Origin of the sequence: Streptomyces polyasparticus (genome assembly GCF_014493765.1) — a bacterium.
GTDB lineage: Bacteria > Actinomycetota > Actinomycetes > Streptomycetales > Streptomycetaceae > Streptomyces > Streptomyces polyasparticus.
Window position 1 is genome coordinate 109,509 of sequence record NZ_JACTVJ010000005.1, and the last position, 18,760, is coordinate 128,268.

Genomic DNA, 18,760 nt, shown 5'->3' on the forward strand with positions numbered 1-18,760 from the left:
GGCGGGGCCGGGGCGCAGGATCTGTTACTCCCCCCGCGCGCCGCGCAGCACGGACGGCGTCCCGGCCGGCTCTTCCCGCGCGCCGAGGATCTCTTCGCGGTGCGCCCGCGTCCACGCGCAGAGATGGTCCATCGGGTCGAGCAGAGAGCGGCCGAGCGCGGTCAGTGCGTACTCGACGCGCGGCGGGTTCTCGTCGTACACGGTGCGGGTCACCCAGCCGTCGCGCTCCATGGCGCGCAGCGTCTCGGTGAGCACCTTCGGGGAGACGCGGTGCAGGGGCACCTTGAGTTCGGTGAAGCGGCGCGGCCCGGCTTCGAGGCAGCGCATGATCATGGCGCTCCACTTGTCACCGATGCGGAAGGGCATGCGGTGCGCGCAGTCGGCGTCGAACATGTCCGCGCTCAGGGGCTCGATCCGGTTCATACGGGAAGCCTACGAGGTCGCCGTACGGGGCGGGTTCTCCCCGGCCACCGGGGCCGGTTCCCTTGAAGTAACCGGCCCTTGCCGTTCTACGGTCCTGCCCTCAGTCCAGAGGTGAGCAACCCAGGGAGTTCCCATGAGCAGGATCGTGATCTTCGGCGCCGGCGGGCGGGTGGGCAGCGCGGCGGTGGCGGAGGCGGTGCGCCGCGGCCACACGGTGACAGCGGTGGTGCGCGACCCGGCCAAGTACCCGGACCTCGGGTCGGATCAGGTCACGGTCGTACGGGGCGATGTCACCGATGCCGCGGCGGTGGCCTCGCTCGCGGCGGGGCACGACGCGGCGGTCAACGCGTCGGCGCGGCTCGACATGCCGGCCGAGGAGTACTTCACGGCGGCCGCCCGCGCGTTGATCACCGGCCTGGAGAAGGCGGGCGTGCCCCGGCTGCTCGTCCTCGGCATCGCCTCGACGCTCGAGACGGCTCCGGGGGTACGGGTGATGGACGACCCGGCGTTCCCCGAGGAGTACCGGGTGTTCTCGCAGGGGCATGTCGCCGAGTTCGGTCTGCTGCGCGAACAGGCGGACGCCCTCGACTGGTTGATGGTGGTCCCGCCGCTGAACCTCGACGCCGAGGCCCCCGTCACCGGCACGTACCGCACCGCAGTCGGCACCGTCATCGAGGGCGAGGGGCGCATCGCCCACGCGGACCTTGCCGTGGCGCTCCTCGACGAGATCGAGCGGCCCGCGCACCACCGCGTACAGCTGGCCGTATCGGCTTGAGACATACGGGCGGGAAATCCGCCCGCGACGTGCGGACGTAAAACCGGGACGTACAGACGTGCAGGGCCCCGGTCAGGCCGGCAGCGGTGAGCAGCGGGCCAGGACCTCGTCCAGGGAGAGGCCGAGCGCCTCGGCCAGGGCGGCGACCGTGAAGAACGCCGGGGTCGGGGCGCGGCCCGTCTCGATCTTGCGGAGGGTCTCGGCGGAGAGCCCTGCCACCGTGGCCACCTCGTTCATGCTGCGGGGACCGCGTGCTTCGCGGAGCAGACGGCCGAGACGCTCGCCGCGCTCGCGCTCTTCGGGGGTGAGAGGGGTGCGCACCATGCCGTTATTCTAATACCGCCAGGGACCGTTATTTCTATACCGCTTCCACCGGTATAGTAATTGGCATGGTTGAGATCAAGACGGATCAGTCGCTCCAGGCCATGCGTGAGGCCGGACGCGTGGTGGCACAGGGACTCACGGCGGTACGGGAGGCGGCCGGCATCGGCAGCAGCCTGCGGGAGCTCGACGAGGTGGCGCACGAGGTGCTGCGCAAGGCCGGCGCCTCCTCGCCGTTCCTGCACTACAAGCCGAGCTTCGCGCCCACCCCGTTCCCCGCGGTGATCTGCGCGTCGGTCAACGACGCGATCGTGCACGGCATCCCCGACGACTACCGGCTCGCCGACGGCGACCTCGTCTCCATCGACTTCGGCGCCAAGCTCGACGGCTGGGCGGGCGACTCGGCGATCAGCTTCATCGTCGGGACCCCGCGCCCCGCGGACACCAAGCTCGTGGAGACCGCGTTCGCCGCGCTCGACGCAGGCATCGCGGCAGCCACCGTCGGCAACCGCATCGGCGACATCGCCCACGCCATCGGCAAGGTCTGCCGGTCCGCCGGCTACGGGATCCCCGAGGGCTTCGGCGGCCACGGCATCGGCCGGCAGATGCACGAGGACCCGTCCGTGCCGAACGAGGGCCGCCCCGGACGCGGTATGCCGCTGCGGCACGGCATGGTGCTCGCGATCGAGCCGATGCTGATCGGCGGCGGCACGGACCGCTACTACGAGGACCGGGACGGCTGGACCCTGCGCACCGTGGACGGCACCCGCGCCGCCCACGCCGAGCACACGGTCGCGATCACCGACGACGGGCCGCGCATCCTGACCCAGCTGTAATGACAGGCCCTGTCAGCTGGTGACGAACTTCCGCGCCAGCTCCTGCCCGATCCGCACCGCCTCCCGGTGGTTCTCGATCGGCCGCACCCGCGAGTCGCGGAAGAAGATGTACGTGGCCCCGCCGTCGGCGCCCCCGTGCACAGGATGCGGATCGATGCCCAGCGCGCGGGCCGTCGCATACGAGGCCTCACCGATCAGATCCGTCGGGCCGGTGTCGCCGACGACGGCGTACTCGACCTTCCCCCGGTGGATCACGGCGACCACTCCCCCGCCGTGCACACCCCAGCGGCGGTGGTCCCAGACCTTGCTCGGGCCGGGCACGACGACATACGGCAGCGTGGCGGAGTCCAGGTGCCGGCCCGCCGAGTCCTGGAAGGCGGTCGTCGGCAGGAAGAAGGGGTCCGTCCTCTTGTTGCACACCCGGCTCGGGCGGCCGTCGCAGTCGATGTCGAGGTCGGCCTTCCAGAAGACGGCACCCTTCGCCCCACACACCGGGATGTCCGCGCGGGCACCGTCGTCGGTGCGGTACCGCCCGGCCGATACGGGGTGACAGGTGCGCACCTTCGCGAGGAGCGCACCGGCGGGAACCGTCCCCTCCTGGGCACTCACCGGAGGAATGGCCGCGGCGAGAAGCACCGGGGCGAGCAGGGCCGGAAGAACAGCACGCAAAGGACACTCCAGGGACGCGTGAGGCGGGTCGGACGCGCGCCGGGGCCCGTCGGCGCACACCCGGCCCACCCTCACCGACCTCCGTACGGATCGCACCTTTTGATGCCCCGTCGGCCCCGTTTCCCGACCTGTCGCACCTTGCCGCGAAACACCCCGCAGGGCCGGAGAACGGGCCCGGGGGACCCTCGAACAGGGGTCCGGCGGCCCGCTAGAGTGCGCGCCCATGAATGAAGTCCTGCGCAATGTCGTCATCGGTGCGGTCGCCATAGGGATCGCGATAGCCCTCGGCTGGTACGCCCGTACGTATCTGTGGCGCCGCAAGCTCAGACGCAAGCAGGCCTTCTTCGGCCTTCCGCAGAACTCCGAGTCGCTGCTCGTGGTGAACCGCGACGCGGGCGGCCCGGATCTGATGGTCACGCGCAACGATGTCTTCGCGCTGCTCGAACTCTCCGCCCTCATCAAGGACTGCGGCGCCCACGCCCAGCTGATCACGCATGACTCGGCCCAGCAGGGCTTCGGCGAGCGCACCGAGTTCTGCGTCGGCGGGCCGTCCTCCAACCGCCGGATGGCCGCGCACATGCACTCGCTGCTGCCCGGCGTCCGCATCAACACCGACCCCGAGCCGGGCCCGGACCGCGGCGCCTTCCAGATCGGCCCCGAGCGCTACCGCATGGAGCCCGGCATCACCGAGTACGTGGTGCTCGCCCGGCTCACCGCGGGCCAGGGCAAGGAGGCCCGTCCGGTCTTCCTCTTCTGCGGCCAGCGCGCCATCACCAACCAGGCGGCCACCCGCTATCTCGCCAAGCACCACGAGCGCCTCAGCCGCAAATACGGCGGCAACTCCTTCGTGCTGCTGCTCAAGGTGGTCAACTCCCAGGCGTACGGCCCGGACGTGGTCGAACTGGTCGCGGACGTCACGCGCGCCGCCCAGGAGCAGGCGCCGGCCCCGAAGAACTCGCACCGCGCGAAGCAGTAGGAGCGGCAGAGCCCTCGGAAGGGCCCTGCCGCTCCTGAGCACCTTCTACGGCGTCACATCCGTGACCTTCCACCGCTGGTTGGCCCCGGAGTTGGGCTGCCAGGTGGTGACGGCCGCGCCCTCGCCCGTGGCCTGCCCGCCGACTTCGAGCAGCTTGCCGGTGGCGGCGTTGACGAGAGTCCAGGTGCCGTCGCCGGTCGACGACATGAGCCACTGCGCGGCCGCGTCCCGCTCACCGGTGTCGGGCTCGACGACCGGTACGTCCGCGCGCACCGCGAGCCGCTTGCCGTTCGCCGCGCCGGCGAACACGTACCGCCGTCGGTTGTCGGCGCCCGTGTCGATGACCTGCTGCAGCTGCCAGTGCCGGCCCGCGGCGCCGGTGCCGCTCCTGATGACGAGCTCGGTGCCGTCGTCGGCGACCGTGAGGTCCTTGCCGCTCTGGGCACCGGTCAGCGTGTAGGTGCGGCCGCGGCGCAGCGTCGCCGCGTCCTTCGCGACGCCGGACACGCCCTTGACGACGAAGGTCGTCACCGACTGCGCGGGCACGGTGAAGGTGGCCTTCCGGTCCCTGACCGCGAGAGCGGGCCGTTCGGTGAGCTTGCCGTCGGCGCTGGTCACGACCGGGGTGACGGTGGCGTCCGCGCGGACGAGGCCGAACTTCGACAGGTCGAGGGTGACCGTACGGACCTCCGCGGTGTGGTTGACGTGCACCACGGTGGCTCCGTTGCCGCCCCGTGTGACGGCCGCGGTGCTGTCGAGGTCGTCCACCTTGACGAGGCGGTCGCCGGGCCTGATGAAGTGCGTGAAGTTCCGGGCGGTGTCGAACTTGGTGTTCGTGTGGACCGGGCAGGTCTCCAGCGTGTCGTCGGGGCCCGCGCTGAACGAGACCTGGATCTCGCCCCAGTTGCCGCCCTTGGCGGACTCGCCGCCGGGCTTCATGTTGTCGTAGTCCTCGACGGGCTGCCAGAACACCCAGGCGGTGGGCTCCAGTTCGCGCAGATCGTCGATGATCTGCCGGGCGAGGCCGAGGCCCGGGCGCATGTCGGTGAAGGACTGGCCGTCGCCCCAGTCGCCGCCCACCTCGCTCATCCACAGCGGCTTGTCCTCGGCCTTGGCGAGGTCGCGGACCGTGGTGCGGCCGCCGGTGCCGTACGTGTGCACGTTCATCTGTCCGACGAGGGTCTTCACCTCGTCGGTGTAGGTGTTCCAGTTGGTGGCAAAGATGCCGGGGTTGGTCTCGTCCATGGCCGAGACGACCGCGTCCGTCCCCGCCTTCCGCAGGGCGTCGGCCAGGGCGGGGATGACCTTCTGCTGCAGCGCGGGCCCGATGTGGCAGCCCTCCTGCCGGCCGCCGGTCGGCTCTCCGTCGGCGCCGAGCCGCGTGCTCCAGTACGTGGTGTTGGGTTCGTTGAACGGGTCGACGGTCCTGACCCGTATGCCGTGCGCCGCCTCCAGGCGCTTGGTGGCGCCGGCCATGTAGGCGGCGAACTCCTCGACGGAGGACTCCTTGAGGTTGTCCTTCGAGGAGTCGAAGCCGCCCGACACGTAGCCGCTGACCGTCATGAAGTACGGCGGGGAGTTGGAGAACGTCTCCCAGTGGGTGATGTCCTTCTTGATCCGGTCCACCCACCAGCGCTGGGTGGCGTCGGCCTCCTCGTTCCAGTGGTCCGCGTTCGCCGGGTCCCACCAGTCGGTGTCGTGCCGGGTGGTGCCCTCGGGCGCCTTCCACCACCCCTGGACGGCGCCGCCGGCCCTCAAGTAGTCCTTCACATCGGGGGCGTTGCCGCCGCCGACGTTGTAGCGGGCGAGGTTGAGGGCGAGCCCGTCACGGCCGAAGACGAGCTCGGCTATCCGCTCCCGTATCTCGTCCGGGTAGTCGCCGGTGGCGTTCGCGAACCAGACGAGGCTGGTGCCCCAGCCCTCGAACCTCTCGTGCCGGTACGAGGGATCGGGTGTGACGGTGACCGGCCCGGCGGCCGCGGCCGCCGGACGGACGAGGGACAGCTGGGTCCCGGCGGCCATGGCGGTGGCCGCGGCGGCGCCGAGGAAACCTCTGCGAGTGAGGCGTGCCAACGTGATCTCCCAACGTGAGGGTGTGGGTGGAGAGTTGGTACAGCTGGTGGTGGCTAGGCCGGTGTGCGCAGCACCGCGACCCCGCGCGGCGGCAGCGCGATCCCGGCGTCCGAGACCGGCGGGCCCACGAGGACGTCCCCGCTCACGCCCGGCAGCGTCACCGGCTCATCGCTCCGGTTGACGAGGAACACGTACCGGCTGCCGGCGTCCCGCCGCACGACGCGCTCCACCAACCCCCGCGCCTGCTCGGGGAGTTCACTGCCGACACCGGCCGGTTCGAGGAGTGCAGGGAGCAGCGCGGCGAGTCCGCCGGCGCCCAGGCGCGTCGAGACATACGAGGCCGAGCCGCGGCCCGTCGCCCGCCGTGTGACGGCCGGGCGGTCCGCGTACGAGCCGGTGCGGTAGCGGGCGATGACCTCCACGTCTGGCCCGTCGACACCGATGCGGTCGGTCCACAGCGAGCCGGTCAGGGCCTGAGCGGGCGTGTCGAGGCCGACCGTGGCGCCGTCGGGGAGCGGTCCGAACTCCTCGATGCGGATGCCGAGCAGCTCGCGCAGGGCGCCCGGGTAGCCGCCGAGGTGGATGTGGTCGTTCTCGTCGACGATCGCCGAGAAGTAGGTGGTGACGAGGTGGCCGCCGCCCTCCACGTACCGGGTGAGCTCCTTGGCAAGGGGCTGGGGCAGTACGTGCAGGACGGGCGCGATGACGAGGTCGTAGCCGGAAAGATCGGTGCCGTGCGCGGGCACGACGTCGGCGCGGATGCCGAGCCGAAGGAGCGCCGAGTACCAGTCGAGGGCTTCGCGGTGGTAGTCGAGGCGCGAGGTGGGGTGCGAGTCCTGCTCGCTCGCCCACCAGGAGTCCCAGTCGAACAGGACGGCCACGCGGGCGGGTTCGCGCTCGCTGCCCGCGATCGGGGCGAGCCGCTCCAGCGTGTCCCCGAGGGCGACGACGGAACGGAACAGGTCGCTGTCCCGGCCCGCGTGCGGCACCATCGCCGAGTGGTACTTCTCGGCGCCCGCGCGGGACTGCCGCCACTGGAAGAAGCAGACCGCGTCGGCGCCGTGCGCGACATGAAGGAGCGAGTCGCGGGCCAACTCCCCCGGTTGCTTGGGCAGGTTGATGGGCTGCCAGTTCACGGCGCTCGTGGAGTGCTCCATCAGGAACCACGGACGGTGGCCGGCGATCCCGCTCGTCAGATTGGCCGCGAAGGAGAGCTCGTCGCGGTCCTGCGGTCCGGGGACGACGTAATGGTCGTTGGCGACGAAATCCACCTCGCCGGCCCAGTCCGCGTAGTCCATGCCCTTGGTGCCGCTCATGACCATGAAGTTGGTGGTGACGGGCACGTCGGGGGTGAGCTCGCGCAGCACTTCACGCTCGGCGAGCAGATGCTCCTTGAGGGCGTCCGACGAGAAGCGCTTGAAGTCCAGCTGCTGGGTGGGGTTGGCGTGCGAGGCGGCCAGCCGCGGCGGCAGGATCTGCGCCCAGTCGCTGTAGCGCTGCGACCAGAAGGCCGTCCCCCAGGCGTCGTTGAGGGCGTCGAGCGTGGTGTAGCGGCGGCGCAGCCAGGCGCGGAACGCGGTGGCCGCATCGTCGGAGTAGTCGTAGACGTTGTGGCAGCCCAGCTCGTTGTTGACGTGCCAGGCGACCAGGGCGGGGTGGTCGGCGTAGCGCCTCGCCATCTCCCGTACGAGACGCAGCGCGTGCTCGCGGAAGACCGGCGAGGTGGGCCGCCAGTGCTGACGCGCGCCCGGCCACAGCGTCTCGCCGTGCGCGGTGACCGGCAGGATCTCGGGGTGTGCGGTGGTCAGCCAGGGCGGCGGCGAAGCGGTCGCGGTGGCCAGGTCCACGCCGACACCGCCCGCGTGCAGCAGGTCCATGATCTCGTCGAGCCAGGTGAAGTCCCAGGTGTCGGAGGTCGGTTGGAGCCTGGCCCAGGAGAAGATCGCCAGGGACACGACGTTCACTCCGGCTTCGCGCATCAGCCGGACGTCCTCCTCCCACACCTCCCGCGGCCACTGCTCGGGGTTGTAGTCGGCGCCGTAGCCGAGGCGACGGCTGCCGTCGGGGCCCTTCGCGTACGGGAAACGGGAGGTGAGGGGGGCGGCCATGGGGTCCTTCCAGTGGTGCGTGCTGCCGGGGTGAACGGGGGTGCGGGGGCCGCTACTTGACGGTGAAGCCCTGCTCCTTGCCGTACTTGACCGAGGAGTCCTGCCAGGCCTTCAGGCCTTCGGCCAGCGGGGTGCCGGAGACGTAGGCCTTGCCGACGGTGTCGTTGAAGATCGAGTTGGCGTAGACCTGGTACGGCAGGTACGACCAGCCGTTGGGCACGTTCTTCGCGGACTCGGCGAAGATCTTGTTGGCCTGCTGGCCGCCGAAGTACTCGAACTCGGCGTCCTGGAAGGCCGGGGAGTTGAGGTCCTTCACGGTCGCGGGGAAGGCACCCTTGTCGATGCGGGTCTGCACCCCGTCACCGGAGGCGATGTACTCCACGAAGGCGTAGGCGAGCGCCTTGTTGTCGTGCTTGCCGAGCTCGGGGACGGTCAGCGAACTGCCGCCGTTCTCGGCGCTGGCGGTCTCGCCCTTGGTCCACTGCGGCAGCGGGGCCACGCGCCAGTCGCCGGAGGCCTGCTTGACGCCGGTGACGAAGTTGTTCGGCATCCACGCGCCGGTGGGCAGGGTCGCGATGGTGCCGTCGCCGAGGCCCTTGTACCAGTCGTCGGTCCAGCCGGTGACGGGCGCGAGGAGCTTCTCGTCGATGAGCTGCTGCCAGGTCTCGGTGTACTTCTTGGCGCCCGCGTCACCGAAGTCGACGCCGACGCTGGTGCCGTCGACCTTGTACGGGCGCGAACCTGCCTGCCACAGAAGGCTGGTGGTCAGACCGGCGTCGCCGACGTCGCTGGTGATGTAGATCTTCGGGTCGGCCTTGTGCAGCTTGCGGGCGGGCCTCGACGTACTCGTCCCAGGTCGTCGGGACGGAGATCTTGTACTGGTCGAAGACCTTCTTGTTGTAGAAGAGCGCCATCGGACCCGAGTCCATGGGCAGGCCCCAGACGCTCTCGCCGTCCGAGACCGAGTTCCACGGGCCGGGCGAATACGCGGCCTGCAGCTTGCCCGCGCCGAACTTGCCGAGGTCGGTGATGCCCTTGGTCAGGGAGTACTGGCCGAGCGCGTAGTACTCGACCTGGGCGACGTCCGGGACGCCCTTCTTCGCCGAGATCGCGTTGGACAGCGCCTTGTACTGGTCGTTGTTGGTGCCGGCGTTGACCACCTCGACCTTGACCTTCGGGTACTTCTTCTCGAACTCGGCGGCCACGTCCTTCACCGTGGAGTCCCACGCCCACACGGTGAGCGTGCCGCCCTTCTTGAGCGCGGCCTGGATGTCCGAGGCTCCGACCTGCTCGCCGCCGGAGGAGCCGTCGTCGGACCCTCCGCAGGCGGTCGCCCCGAGGGCGAGGGCGCAGACGAGACCTATGCCGCGCAGCAGGCGGCGGGAGTTCTTGGGCATGGCGGATCTTTCCACTTCGTCGTGGTTCTACAGGGAGTTGTCACACACAGAGAGGGAAGAGGAGGAGGCAGGCTGCCAACTGCCGTACGGGCCCTACTCCTTGACGCTTCCGGCGGAGAGCCCGGACTGCCAGTACTTCTGGAGCAGCAGGAAGGCGGCGATCAGCGGGATGACGGTGAGCAGCGACCCGGTGAGCACGAGGTTCGTGACCACATCGCCGTCGGAGGTCTGGGCCTGTTTGTTCCAGGCGTCGAGGCCGAGGGTGAGGGGGTACCAGTCGGGGTCCTTCAGCATGATCAGCGGCAGGAAGTAGTTGTTCCAGGTCGCGACCGTGGTGAAGAGCAGCACGGTGACGGTGCCGGGGGCGAGCAGCGGCAGCGCGACCTGGAAGAAGGTGCGCAGCTCGCCCGCGCCGTCGATGCGGGCGGCCTCCATCAGCTCGGTGGGGATCGCCTCACTGGCGAAGACCCACATCAGGTACAGGCCGAACGGCGAGATCAGCGACGGGATGATGACGGCCCAGGGCGTGTCCGTCAGGCCGACCTTGCTGAACAGCAGGAAGGTGGGGACGGCGAGCGCCGTCGCCGGTACCGCCACCGCGCCGATGACGACGGCGAACACGGCCTTCTTGCCGGGGAAGTCGAACTTGGCGAGCGCATAGCCGCCGAGCACCGCGAGGAACGTGGCACCGCCGGCGCCCACGACCACGTACAGAAGGGTGTTGAGCAGCCACCGGACGAAGACGCCGTCCTGGTAGGCGAAGGTGTCGGCGATGTTGGCCCACAGGTCGAAGTCGCTGTCGAGCCACAGACCGAACGAACGGGCAAGCCCCTCCTGCGACTTGGTGGCGCTGAACAGCAGCCACACCAGCGGAAGCAGGCTGTATACGAGCACGACACCGGTGAGCACCGTGAGCAGGACACTGCGCCGGGGCCGGCCGGGTATGTGGCGCCGGGGTGCGCGCAGGCGCGGAGCGGCGGACTTGGGCGGCGTCGACTGCCGTACGGGGGTGGTGGTGGCCATCGCGCTCACGCTCCCTTGCGCATGCCGCGCAGCTGCACCACGTAGGCGACGATCATCGTGATCACGCCCATCACGATGGCGACCGTCGCGGAGTAGTTCTGCTGCTGGCCGGCGAAGGACAGCGAGTACGTGTAGTAGTTCGGGGTGAAGTCGGTGGTGATGGCGTTCGGCGCGAGCTTCTGCAGGATCGCGGGCTCGTTGAAGAGCTGGAAGCTGCCGATGACCGAGAAGATCGTGGCGATGACCAGCGCCCCGCGGATCGCGGGCAGCTTGATCGCCGTGATGACCCGCCACTGTCCTGCGCCGTCGATCTGGGCCGCCTCGTACAGAGAGTGCGGCACGACCCGCAGCGCGGCGTAGAAGATCAGCATGTTGTAGCCGACGAACTCCCAGGTCACGATGTTGCCGATGGAGGCGAGGACCAGGTCGGCGGAGAGCGGGTCGGGCAGGCTCACACCGAGCGCGGAGTCGATGTCGCCCACCAGGCCGTAGCGGGTGCCGTACATGAAGCCCCACATGAGGGTGGCGACGACGGCGGGCACCGCGTACGGCAGGAAGACGGTGATCCGGAAGAAGTCCTTGCCGTACAGGCGGCCGCTGTCGATGGCGAGCGCGACGAGCAGGGCGACGCCGAGCATGATCGGCACCTGGATCAGCAGGAAGAGTCCGACGCGGAAGACGCCGTCCCAGAACTGGCTGTCCTGGAGGGCCAACTGGTAGTTCTCCAGGCCCACGAAGCGCGTTCCGCCGATGAGTTGTGTACGGAACAGGCTCAGATGGACCGAGTACGCGAGCGGCGCCAGGAAGACCACCGCGAAGACCAGCGCGAACGGGCCGATGAATCCCCAGCCCTTCCACGAGCGGCGCGTTCTGCGCACCGGTGGCCCGGCCGGGCTTCGGCCGATGGCGGCCGACGGTTGAAGCGTCGTCATCGTGCGTCCCTCGCTCTGCGTGCTGCGTCCTCGCGGGCGGTACCGATGTTTGCGTAAACATCTCGGCGAGCAAGTGACCGCTGACTGTTATGTTTACGTAAACATCCGGTGGCGGCATGTCTACACTGCCGTGCGGAAGGCGGTCAAGGGTCGGCCGGCGAGCGGATACAGCGACGGTGAGGCAGACGGTGACAGCAGCAGCGCGGGGCGCCTCGGCCCCAAAGAAGCTGTTGTCGAACCCCGCTTCGGATCAGACCGAGGGGTCTGGTGCCGTCGAATCCAAGGCGAAGGAAGGAGCCATGGCGGAGCCATGGCGACTGACGACAACGCAGGAGGCGGCGGTGCCAGACACCTCGGGCCCGGAGCGGGGTTCGACAACAGCTTCTCAGGGCGGACGGCGTCCACGCGGCGCCTCGATGGCGGACGTCGCGCGGGTCGCGGGGGTCTCCTCGCAGACGGTCTCCCGCGTCTCGAACGGGTTCTCCGGGGTGAACGAGGAGACCCGCGAGCGGGTCCTGGCCGCCATGAAGGAGCTGGACTACCGGCCCAACAGCGCGGCGCGCGCCCTCAAGCGCGGCAAGTTCCACACCATAGGCGTCATCACGTTCACGCTCTCGACCACCGGCAACGTCCGCACACTCGAGGGCATCGCGACGGCAGCGGCCCAGGCTGGCTACGCGGTCACGCTGCTCCCGGTCGCGGTGCCCACGCAGGACGAGGTGCACGGCGCCTTCTCGCGGCTCGGCGAGCTCGCGGTGGACGCGGTGATCGTCATCATGGAGGTCCACCTGCTCGACTCCAGCCGGCTCACTTTGCCGCCCCACGTCCAGGTCGTCGTCGTGGACTCGGACGCGGGCGATCGCTTCACGGTGGTGGACACGGACCAGGCGGGCGGCACCCGCGACGCCGTACGCCATCTCCTCGGCCTCGGCCACGAGACGGTGTGGCACCTGGCGGGCCCATCCAGCTCCTTCGCGGCGCAGCGCCGGGCGGACGCCTGGCGTACGGCACTTGAGGAGGCGGGCCGTGCGGTGCCGCCCCTCATGCGGGGCGACTGGTCGGCGGAGTCCGGCTACCGCGTCGGCCTGGAGCTCGCGGAGCGTCCCGACTGCAAAGCGGTGTTCGCGGCCAACGACCAGATGGCGCTCGGCCTGTTGCGCGCCCTGCACGAGCGCGGCCGCAGGGTGCCCGAGGACGTGTCGGTGATCGGCTTCGACGACATCCCGGAGTCGGGCTCGTTCCTGCCGCCCCTGACCACCGTCCACCAGGACTTCGCGGAGGTCGGCCGGCTGTGCGTGGAGAGCGCGCTGCGGCAGGTACGGCGCGGAGCGGCGGAACGGGGCACGACCCTGGTGCCTACGCGCTTGGTGGTACGGGAGAGCACGGGGCCCGCGTAGCGCTCAGGCGCAGGGCAGCACGGGGCCGGCGCAGCACTGAGGCGCAGGGCAGCACGGGGCCGGCGCAGCACTGAGGCGCAGGACAGCACGGGACCGGCGCAGCACTGAGGCGCAGGACAGCACGGGACCGGCGCAGCGCTGACGCACGGCCGCCTCCGATGGCCCGAGCACAGACCTCTCACCGCACCCGCACCCGCCCCTGCACCCGCACCCGCACCCGCACCCGCACCCGCACACCAGACATCGCACACCACACACCGCACACCGCAAGGCCCCTCCCGCACGGGACTTCCGCCCCCGCCCCAACAGGCCACAGGACCCGAACGTCTCCCAGATCACACCGGCATTCCGCGAATTCTCCATGCGCTACGCAACCGCACGTCCCGTTTTGGACTCATCCGGTACGGACTGCATCGCTTTGGAGGACTTCCGTGAGTCGTACACGCCGTCACCCGCTCCCCCGCCACACGGCCCGCACCGCCGCATTCGCCGGTGCCGCGGCCCTCGCCGTCACGCTCACCGCGTGCTCGGGCGGGCAAGGCGGCGACGGCAAGTCCGCCCTGCAGACCGGCGCCAAGGTCTCTGTGGCCGGCAACAAGGCAGGACAGCCGGTCAAGGTGACTTCGGGCGACGGCGCCCTCAAGAGCGTGGCCGTCAAGACCTCGGAGGGCGAGGACCTGGCCGGGAAGATATCGGCCGACGGAAAGTCCTGGACCTCGGACCGGGTCGCCGCGCCCGGCACCACGTACAAGATCGATGTGAAGGACGACCAGGGCCGCAGCGCACAGGAGTCCGTCACCACACAGAAGCCCGACAAGGTCAACAAGGTCACGTTCGCTCCCGGGAACGCGGACTCGGTCGGCGTGGCCCAGCCGCTGTCGATCACCTTCGACCACCCGGTGAAGAACAAGGCCGACGTCGAGAAGCACCTCAAGGTCACCACCTCGGACAACACCGAGGGCTCCTGGGGCTGGATCAAGGACTACTCGGGCAGGGACCGCGTCGACTGGCGCCCCAAGGAGTACTGGAAGTCCGGTACGAAGGTGAAGGTCGAGGCCGACCTCGACGGCATCGACTCGGGTGACGGCGGCTGGTTCGTCCGCGACTACGACATGGACGTCACCATCGGCAGGAACCAGGCGATCAAGGTCGACCTCGACAGCAAGCAGCTGACGTTCCTGCGCGACGGCCAGGTGGTGAAGACGATCCCGGTCGCGGCCGGCACCCCGGGCGGCGAGAAGGCCTCCTGGAGCGGCAAGCTGGTGCTCATGCGCAAGGAGGGCACCATCCGGATGACCTCGCAGAGCGTGGGATTGGGCGACGCCTACGACAAGATGGTCGACGACTCGATGCGCGTGACCCAGTCCGGCATGTACCTGCACGCCGCGCCCTGGAACAACGGCAACTTCGGCAAGGTCAACAACAGTTCGGGCTGCGTCGGCATGAGCAAGGCGGACGCGGACTGGGTCTACACGCAGGCCCAGGCCGGAGACCCGGTCGAGGTCACGGGCCAGGGCTCGAAGGGGCAGCCCCAGTCGGGCAACGGCTACACCGAGTGGAACCTCAGCTGGGCCCAGTGGCAGGCCAAGAGCGCGCTGCACGCGGACGCGACCGGCACGGGCGGCGCCAACTAATCTTTACCAGCGCGTAACTTACCGACGGGTTACCCCTGGTAATGAACTGACGTTACCGTCAGGTCACTTTGCACTGACACGAGTGAGGAGTGACCCGTGGGACTGCCGCACAAGCCCCTTCGCACCGCCCTCCGCACCACCTCGATCAGCACGCTCTCCACGGCCCTCGTCGCGGGCGCCGCCTTCGGCCTGGCCCCGGCCACCGCCCAGGCGGCGCCCGCGACGCAGGCCGCAGCGGCGGCGGATGTACGGTTCGTCGACATCACCGGCGACGGCGGCACCGTGCTCAAGGCCAATGTCTTCACCCCGGCCGGCGCCCAGGCCGGGCAGAGATTCCCGGCCATCGTGCTGCCCACCAGCTGGGCCACCCCGCAGATCGAGTACATCGCCCAGGCACAGCAGCTCGCCGACTCCGGTTATGTCGTGGTGAGTTACAACTCCCGCGGCTTCTGGCAGTCCGGCGGCAACATCGAGGTGGCCGGCGCCCCGGACATCGCCGACGCCTCGCGGGTCATCGACTGGACGCTGGCCAACACCCCGGCCGATCCCGAGAAGGTCGGCATGGCCGGTGTCTCGTACGGCGCGGGCATCTCGCTGCTCACCGCCGCACACGACAAGCGGGTCAAGGCGGTCGGCGCGCTGAGCGGCTGGGCGGACCTGATCGAGTCGATCTACTCGGGCCGCACCCAGCACGTCCAGGCCGCGGGCCTGCTCACCGGCGCGGGCTTCCTCACCGGCCGCCCGAGCCCCGAACTCCAGCAGATCATGAAGGACTTCCTCGGCTCGAACCTGGCCAAGGAGCAGGAAATGATCGACTGGGGCCGCAAGCGCTCCCCCGCCACGTATCTCGGTCAGCTGAACGCCAACAAGCCCGCAGTGATGCTGGCGAACGCCTGGGGCGACACGATCTTCCCGCCGAATCAGTACGCGAAGTTCTTCGAGCAGTACGCCGGTCCCAAGCGCCTGGAGTTCCGCCCGGGCGACCATGCAACGGCCGAGGCGACCGGCCTGCTCGGCCTGCCCAATGACGTCTGGACGAATACGCGGCGCTGGTTCGACCACCACCTCAAGGGCATGGACAACGGCATCGACCGCGAGCAGCCCGTCCAGCTCAAGTCACGCTCCACAGAGGCCTACGAGGGCTACGCGGACTGGAAGTCGGTGGGCGCGGCCACGGCCCGTATCCCCCTGAACGACACCGAGCACCTCTTCGCGAACGTCGACTCCGGCGCGAACGGCGGCATCGTGCTGCTCTCCAACGCGCTCGACCAGTTCCTGAAGCTGCCGCCCACCGCCTCGATCCCGCTACTTCCCCGGTCGTTCGCCGCCGTCTGGCAGTCCGGGCGGTACGACACCGCTCGCCAGGTGCGCGGGACCACGAAGCTGCACACCACGGTGACCAGCACGAAGCCGAGCGGCACCCTCGTCGCGTATCTCTACGACGTGGGGCCGCTCGGCGTCGGCAAGCTGGTCTCCCACGCGCCGTACACCTTCCACGACCGCACCCCGGGACAACCGTTCGGCGTGGATCTGGAGTTGTTCTCCACCGCCTACGACGTCCCCGAGGGGCACAGACTCGCCTTGGTGATCGACACGGTCGACCCGCTCTACATCGAACACAACCCGACCGGCGCGCAGCTGACCTTCTCCTCTCCCGCGACTGACCCGTCGTATGTGACGGTGCCGCTGCGCGAGAAGTGATCTCCGGCTGCTGCCGGGTGGGGTGCTCGTTGCTACTGCCTCCCCGGCAGCAGCGTCCCTGGTTCGGCCGGTGCGACATCCACGGCCTCGACCTTCGGATTGCGCTGCTGTCGTTTGGACACCCAGGTGGCGAACCAGGACAGGAGCATGCACATCCCGATGTAGATCGGCGAGATCACCATCACCACGGGGATGAACGGCAGATCGTAGTCGAGATTCGACGCGATCAGCTTGCCCGCGTGGAGGAATTCCTCGTACGTGATGAGGTAGCCGAGCGAGGTGTCCTTGAGGGCCACCACGAGCTGGCTGATGATGGCCGGCAGCATGGCGCGCAGCGCCTGCGGCCCGAGCACGTAACTCATCACCTGCGTCTTGCGCATACCGAGCGCGTACGCGGCTTCGCGCTGGCCGCGTTCGACGGAGTTGACGCCCGAGCGGAAGACCTCGGCGAGCACCGAGCCGTTGTAGAGCGTCAGACCGGTGACGAGCGCGGGCAGCGGCTGCACCTTCAGGGCCACGAACACGAAGAAGATCATCACCAGGACCGGCATGGCCCGGAAGAACTCCACGATCAGCGTGGCCACCCAGCGCACCGGCCGGTGGTCCGAGAGCCGTCCGACGGCGAGGATCGCGCCGAGCGCGAGGGAGAGCACCGCGGCGATCGCGAAGGCCTTGAGCGTATTGCCGAGGCCCTTGAGCAGCAGCTCCTGGATTCCCTTGTACGTGAAGGGGTTCCACTTGGCGGCGGTGAACTGGCCGGTGTCGAAGAGGAGGTACAGGACCCAGGCGACGAGACCGAGGATGAGCACCGTGGACATGACGCCGTACAGCATGTGCCGGCGTTCCGTCTTGGGGCCCGGAATGTCGTAGAGGGCACTGGAGTCGTGGTCGAGGGCTTTCATCGGGCGACCCCCCAGCGCTTTTCAAGGAAGTTGAAGAGCGCGCTGATGGTGAGAGTGATGATCAGGTAGCCGACGGCGATCCAGACGAAGGTCCAGATGATGCTGTAGCCCAGCTCATTGAGCGTGCGGTACGTGCCGAGCAGTTCGGTGACGCTGAAGGCGCCGGCGATCGCCGAGTTCTTGGCGAGCGCGATGATGTTGGAGCCGACGGGCGGGATCACCGAGCGGAAGGCCTGCGGCAGGATCACCTGGGACAGCGTCTGGCTGAAGGTCATCCCGAGGCTGCGGGCCGCCTCGCCCTGCCCCTTGGGCACGGTGTTGATGCCGGAGCGCAGCGCCTCGCAGATGAACGCGGAGGTGTAGCAGCCGAGCGCGAGCACCGCGAACACCTTGAACGGCAGCACGAGCCCGAAGCGCGGAAGGCCGAGCAGGACCGCGAAGAACAGCAGCGTCAGCGGGGTGTTGCGCAGGACCGTGACCCAGACCGTGCCGAAGACACGGAAGGAGCCGACCGGTGCGACCCGGAAGGACGCCATGACGAATCCGAGCACCAGGGCCAGGATCGAGGCGTAGACGGTGAGTTCGACGGTGCCGAGGAAGCCCTCGCCGTAGGTGGAGAAGTTCTCCGTCAGAACATCCATGCCGGTCCCCTCAGCTCGCCGGGTAGCGGTCGATGGGCGGGGGTGTGGGCGCCGGGACTCCGGAGAGGCCCAGGGTCGCGTCGTACGCCTTCTTCCACGTGCCGTCCTTCTCGCGCGCCTCGAGGGCGTCGTCGATCGCGAACCTCAGGGCGTTGTCGCTGCGCGGCACGCCGATGCCGTAGGGCTCCTGGGAGAACGGCTTGCCGACCAGCTTCATCTCCTCGGGCAGCTTGGCCGCATAGCCCTGGAGGATCGCGTCGTCGGTGGTCACCGCGTCGACCTGGTAAGTGAGCAGGTTGTCCACGCAGATCGAGTACGTGTCGTACGCGACGAGGACCGCCTTGGGGTAGTCGGCCTGGATGCGCTGGTACGGGGTGGAACCCGCGGCCGAGCAGACCTTCTTGCCGTCGAGGTCCTGCGGACCCTGGATGTCCTCCTCGTCGCTGCGGACGAGCAGGCCCTGTCCCGCCATGTAGTACGGGCCGCCGAAGCCGACGAGCTTCTTGCGGTTGTCGTTGATCGTGTAGGTGCCCACGTAGTAGTCGATCTGCCCGTTCTGCAGGGCGGTTTCGCGGTTGGCCGAGGCGATCGTCCGGAAGGAGATCCTGTTCGGGTCGAAGCCGAGCGAGGCGCCGATCATCTTGGCGATCTCGATGTCGAAGCCCGAGTAGGTGCCGGTCGCCGGATCCTTCTCACCGAGATACGGCTGGTCCTCCTTGGCACCGACGATGAGATGCCCGCGGCGCTTGGCCTTGTTCCAGGTGCCCGAGTCCGGCAGCCGGAAGTCCGTGGCCACCTGGTACTTGGGCAGGTCCTCGGGCTTGGGGCCCTTGGTGGGCGGGCTGCCCTCCTTGCCGCAGCCCGCCGCCGCGAGCGCGGCGAGCAGCAGCGTCGCGAGCACACGTGTCGTACGCGTCGTCGTACGCAATGTCGTACGCATTCCTTTGAGTCC

16 protein-coding genes and 1 pseudogene are annotated in these 18,760 nt (G+C 69.2%); 6 read left to right on the forward strand and 11 right to left on the reverse strand.

The window, feature by feature from the left end:
- Window positions 1–24 precede the first annotated feature (24 nt).
- Window positions 25–423 carry a winged helix-turn-helix transcriptional regulator gene (locus tag H9Y04_RS08990; protein ID WP_187813207.1) on the reverse strand — a complete coding sequence of 133 codons (399 nt, stop codon included), beginning with the start codon at window positions 421–423 and terminating at the stop codon, window positions 25–27.
- A 133-nt stretch (window positions 424–556) separates the two neighbouring features.
- On the opposite strand from H9Y04_RS08990, the gene H9Y04_RS08995 reads away from it, so the two are divergent.
- Window positions 557–1,198 carry an NAD(P)-dependent oxidoreductase gene (locus tag H9Y04_RS08995; RefSeq protein ID WP_187813208.1) on the forward strand — a complete coding sequence of 214 codons (642 nt, stop codon included), beginning with the start codon at window positions 557–559 and terminating at the stop codon, window positions 1,196–1,198.
- Between the two features lie 72 nt (window positions 1,199–1,270).
- Here H9Y04_RS08995 and H9Y04_RS09000 read toward each other — a convergent pair whose 3' ends face one another.
- Window positions 1,271–1,522, reverse strand: coding sequence for a helix-turn-helix domain-containing protein (locus H9Y04_RS09000; RefSeq protein WP_187813209.1), 252 nt, complete (start codon window positions 1,520–1,522; stop codon window positions 1,271–1,273).
- Window positions 1,523–1,587: 65 nt separating this feature from the next.
- Here H9Y04_RS09000 and map point away from each other — a divergent pair, with 65 nt between their 5' ends.
- A complete protein-coding gene (gene map / locus H9Y04_RS09005; RefSeq protein ID WP_187813210.1) occupies window positions 1,588–2,355 on the forward strand; it encodes a type I methionyl aminopeptidase in 768 nt (255 codons plus the stop codon).
- A 12-nt stretch (window positions 2,356–2,367) separates the two neighbouring features.
- On the opposite strand, the gene H9Y04_RS09010 is transcribed toward map, so the two are convergent.
- Entirely contained in the window at window positions 2,368–3,024 is a 657-nt protein-coding gene (locus tag H9Y04_RS09010) for a glycoside hydrolase family 75 protein (protein ID WP_236070691.1), read from the reverse strand.
- 223 nt (window positions 3,025–3,247) lie between these two features.
- Here H9Y04_RS09010 and H9Y04_RS09015 point away from each other — a divergent pair, with 223 nt between their 5' ends.
- Window positions 3,248–4,000, forward strand: a complete 753-nt coding sequence (locus H9Y04_RS09015) for a hypothetical protein (RefSeq protein ID WP_187813212.1) — start codon at window positions 3,248–3,250, stop codon at window positions 3,998–4,000.
- 45 nt (window positions 4,001–4,045) lie between these two features.
- Here H9Y04_RS09015 and H9Y04_RS09020 read toward each other — a convergent pair whose 3' ends face one another.
- The 5 genes and pseudogenes from H9Y04_RS09020 to H9Y04_RS09040 form a co-directional block, all read right to left on the reverse strand.
- Window positions 4,046–6,073 (reverse strand): RICIN domain-containing protein, encoded by a 2,028-nt coding sequence (locus tag H9Y04_RS09020; RefSeq protein WP_187813213.1) that lies wholly within the window; start codon window positions 6,071–6,073, stop codon window positions 4,046–4,048.
- Between the two features lie 53 nt (window positions 6,074–6,126).
- Window positions 6,127–8,181, reverse strand: coding sequence for a beta-galactosidase (locus H9Y04_RS09025; protein WP_187813214.1), 2,055 nt, complete (start codon window positions 8,179–8,181; stop codon window positions 6,127–6,129).
- Window positions 8,182–8,233: 52 nt separating this feature from the next.
- A pseudogene (locus tag H9Y04_RS09030) lies at window positions 8,234–9,578 on the reverse strand (ABC transporter substrate-binding protein).
- A gap of 93 nt (window positions 9,579–9,671) precedes the next feature.
- Window positions 9,672–10,601: a carbohydrate ABC transporter permease gene (locus H9Y04_RS09035; protein WP_187813215.1), complete on the reverse strand. Its 930-nt coding sequence runs from the start codon at window positions 10,599–10,601 to the stop codon at window positions 9,672–9,674.
- Between the two features lie 5 nt (window positions 10,602–10,606).
- Window positions 10,607–11,533, reverse strand: coding sequence for a carbohydrate ABC transporter permease (locus H9Y04_RS09040; protein ID WP_187813216.1), 927 nt, complete (start codon window positions 11,531–11,533; stop codon window positions 10,607–10,609).
- Between the two features lie 416 nt (window positions 11,534–11,949).
- On the opposite strand from H9Y04_RS09040, the gene H9Y04_RS09045 reads away from it, so the two are divergent.
- The 3 genes from H9Y04_RS09045 (at window position 11,950) to H9Y04_RS09055 (ending at window position 16,265) form a co-directional block, all read left to right on the forward strand.
- A complete protein-coding gene (locus H9Y04_RS09045; protein WP_187813733.1) occupies window positions 11,950–12,930 on the forward strand; it encodes a LacI family DNA-binding transcriptional regulator in 981 nt (326 codons plus the stop codon).
- Between the two features lie 431 nt (window positions 12,931–13,361).
- A complete protein-coding gene (locus H9Y04_RS09050) occupies window positions 13,362–14,564 on the forward strand; it encodes a L,D-transpeptidase (RefSeq protein ID WP_214661170.1) in 1,203 nt (400 codons plus the stop codon).
- A 96-nt stretch (window positions 14,565–14,660) separates the two neighbouring features.
- Window positions 14,661–16,265: a CocE/NonD family hydrolase gene (locus tag H9Y04_RS09055; protein WP_187813218.1), complete on the forward strand. Its 1,605-nt coding sequence runs from the start codon at window positions 14,661–14,663 to the stop codon at window positions 16,263–16,265.
- Window positions 16,266–16,297: 32 nt separating this feature from the next.
- Here H9Y04_RS09055 and H9Y04_RS09060 read toward each other — a convergent pair whose 3' ends face one another.
- The 3 genes from H9Y04_RS09060 to H9Y04_RS09070 are packed head-to-tail and all read right to left on the reverse strand — an operon-like array spanning window position 16,298 to window position 18,748.
- The gene (locus tag H9Y04_RS09060) at window positions 16,298–17,167 is read right to left on the reverse strand and encodes an amino acid ABC transporter permease (RefSeq protein ID WP_187813219.1); all 870 of its coding nucleotides are present in this window, start codon (window positions 17,165–17,167) and stop codon (window positions 16,298–16,300) included.
- On the reverse strand, window positions 17,164–17,808 hold the full coding sequence (locus H9Y04_RS09065; RefSeq protein WP_187813220.1) for an amino acid ABC transporter permease: 645 nt from the start codon (window positions 17,806–17,808) through the stop codon (window positions 17,164–17,166). The genes H9Y04_RS09060 and H9Y04_RS09065 overlap by 4 nt, the downstream gene beginning before the upstream one ends.
- 10 nt (window positions 17,809–17,818) lie before the next feature.
- The gene (locus H9Y04_RS09070; protein WP_187813221.1) at window positions 17,819–18,748 is read right to left on the reverse strand and encodes a glutamate ABC transporter substrate-binding protein; all 930 of its coding nucleotides are present in this window, start codon (window positions 18,746–18,748) and stop codon (window positions 17,819–17,821) included.
- Window positions 18,749–18,760 lie beyond the last annotated feature (12 nt).

Excerpts from the sequence above, each read along its gene's own strand:
- H9Y04_RS09015 (WP_187813212.1), top strand. The coding sequence starts at position 3,248 with ATGAATGAAGTCCTGCGCAATGTCGTCATCGGTGCGGTCGCCATAGGG.
- H9Y04_RS09045 (WP_187813733.1), top strand. The coding sequence starts at position 11,950 with ATGGCGGACGTCGCGCGGGTCGCGGGGGTCTCCTCGCAGACGGTCTCC.
- H9Y04_RS09040 (WP_187813216.1), bottom strand. The coding sequence starts at position 11,533 with ATGACGACGCTTCAACCGTCGGCCGCCATCGGCCGAAGCCCGGCCGGG.
- map (WP_187813210.1), top strand. The coding sequence starts at position 1,588 with ATGGTTGAGATCAAGACGGATCAGTCGCTCCAGGCCATGCGTGAGGCC.
- H9Y04_RS09025 (WP_187813214.1), bottom strand. The coding sequence starts at position 8,181 with ATGGCCGCCCCCCTCACCTCCCGTTTCCCGTACGCGAAGGGCCCCGAC.
- H9Y04_RS09065 (WP_187813220.1), bottom strand. The coding sequence starts at position 17,808 with ATGGATGTTCTGACGGAGAACTTCTCCACCTACGGCGAGGGCTTCCTC.
- H9Y04_RS09035 (WP_187813215.1), bottom strand. The coding sequence starts at position 10,601 with ATGGCCACCACCACCCCCGTACGGCAGTCGACGCCGCCCAAGTCCGCC.
- H9Y04_RS08995 (WP_187813208.1), top strand. The coding sequence starts at position 557 with ATGAGCAGGATCGTGATCTTCGGCGCCGGCGGGCGGGTGGGCAGCGCG.
- H9Y04_RS08990 (WP_187813207.1), bottom strand. The coding sequence starts at position 423 with ATGAACCGGATCGAGCCCCTGAGCGCGGACATGTTCGACGCCGACTGC.
- H9Y04_RS09000 (WP_187813209.1), bottom strand. The coding sequence starts at position 1,522 with ATGGTGCGCACCCCTCTCACCCCCGAAGAGCGCGAGCGCGGCGAGCGT.
- H9Y04_RS09070 (WP_187813221.1), bottom strand. The coding sequence starts at position 18,748 with ATGCGTACGACATTGCGTACGACGACGCGTACGACACGTGTGCTCGCG.
- H9Y04_RS09060 (WP_187813219.1), bottom strand. The coding sequence starts at position 17,167 with ATGAAAGCCCTCGACCACGACTCCAGTGCCCTCTACGACATTCCGGGC.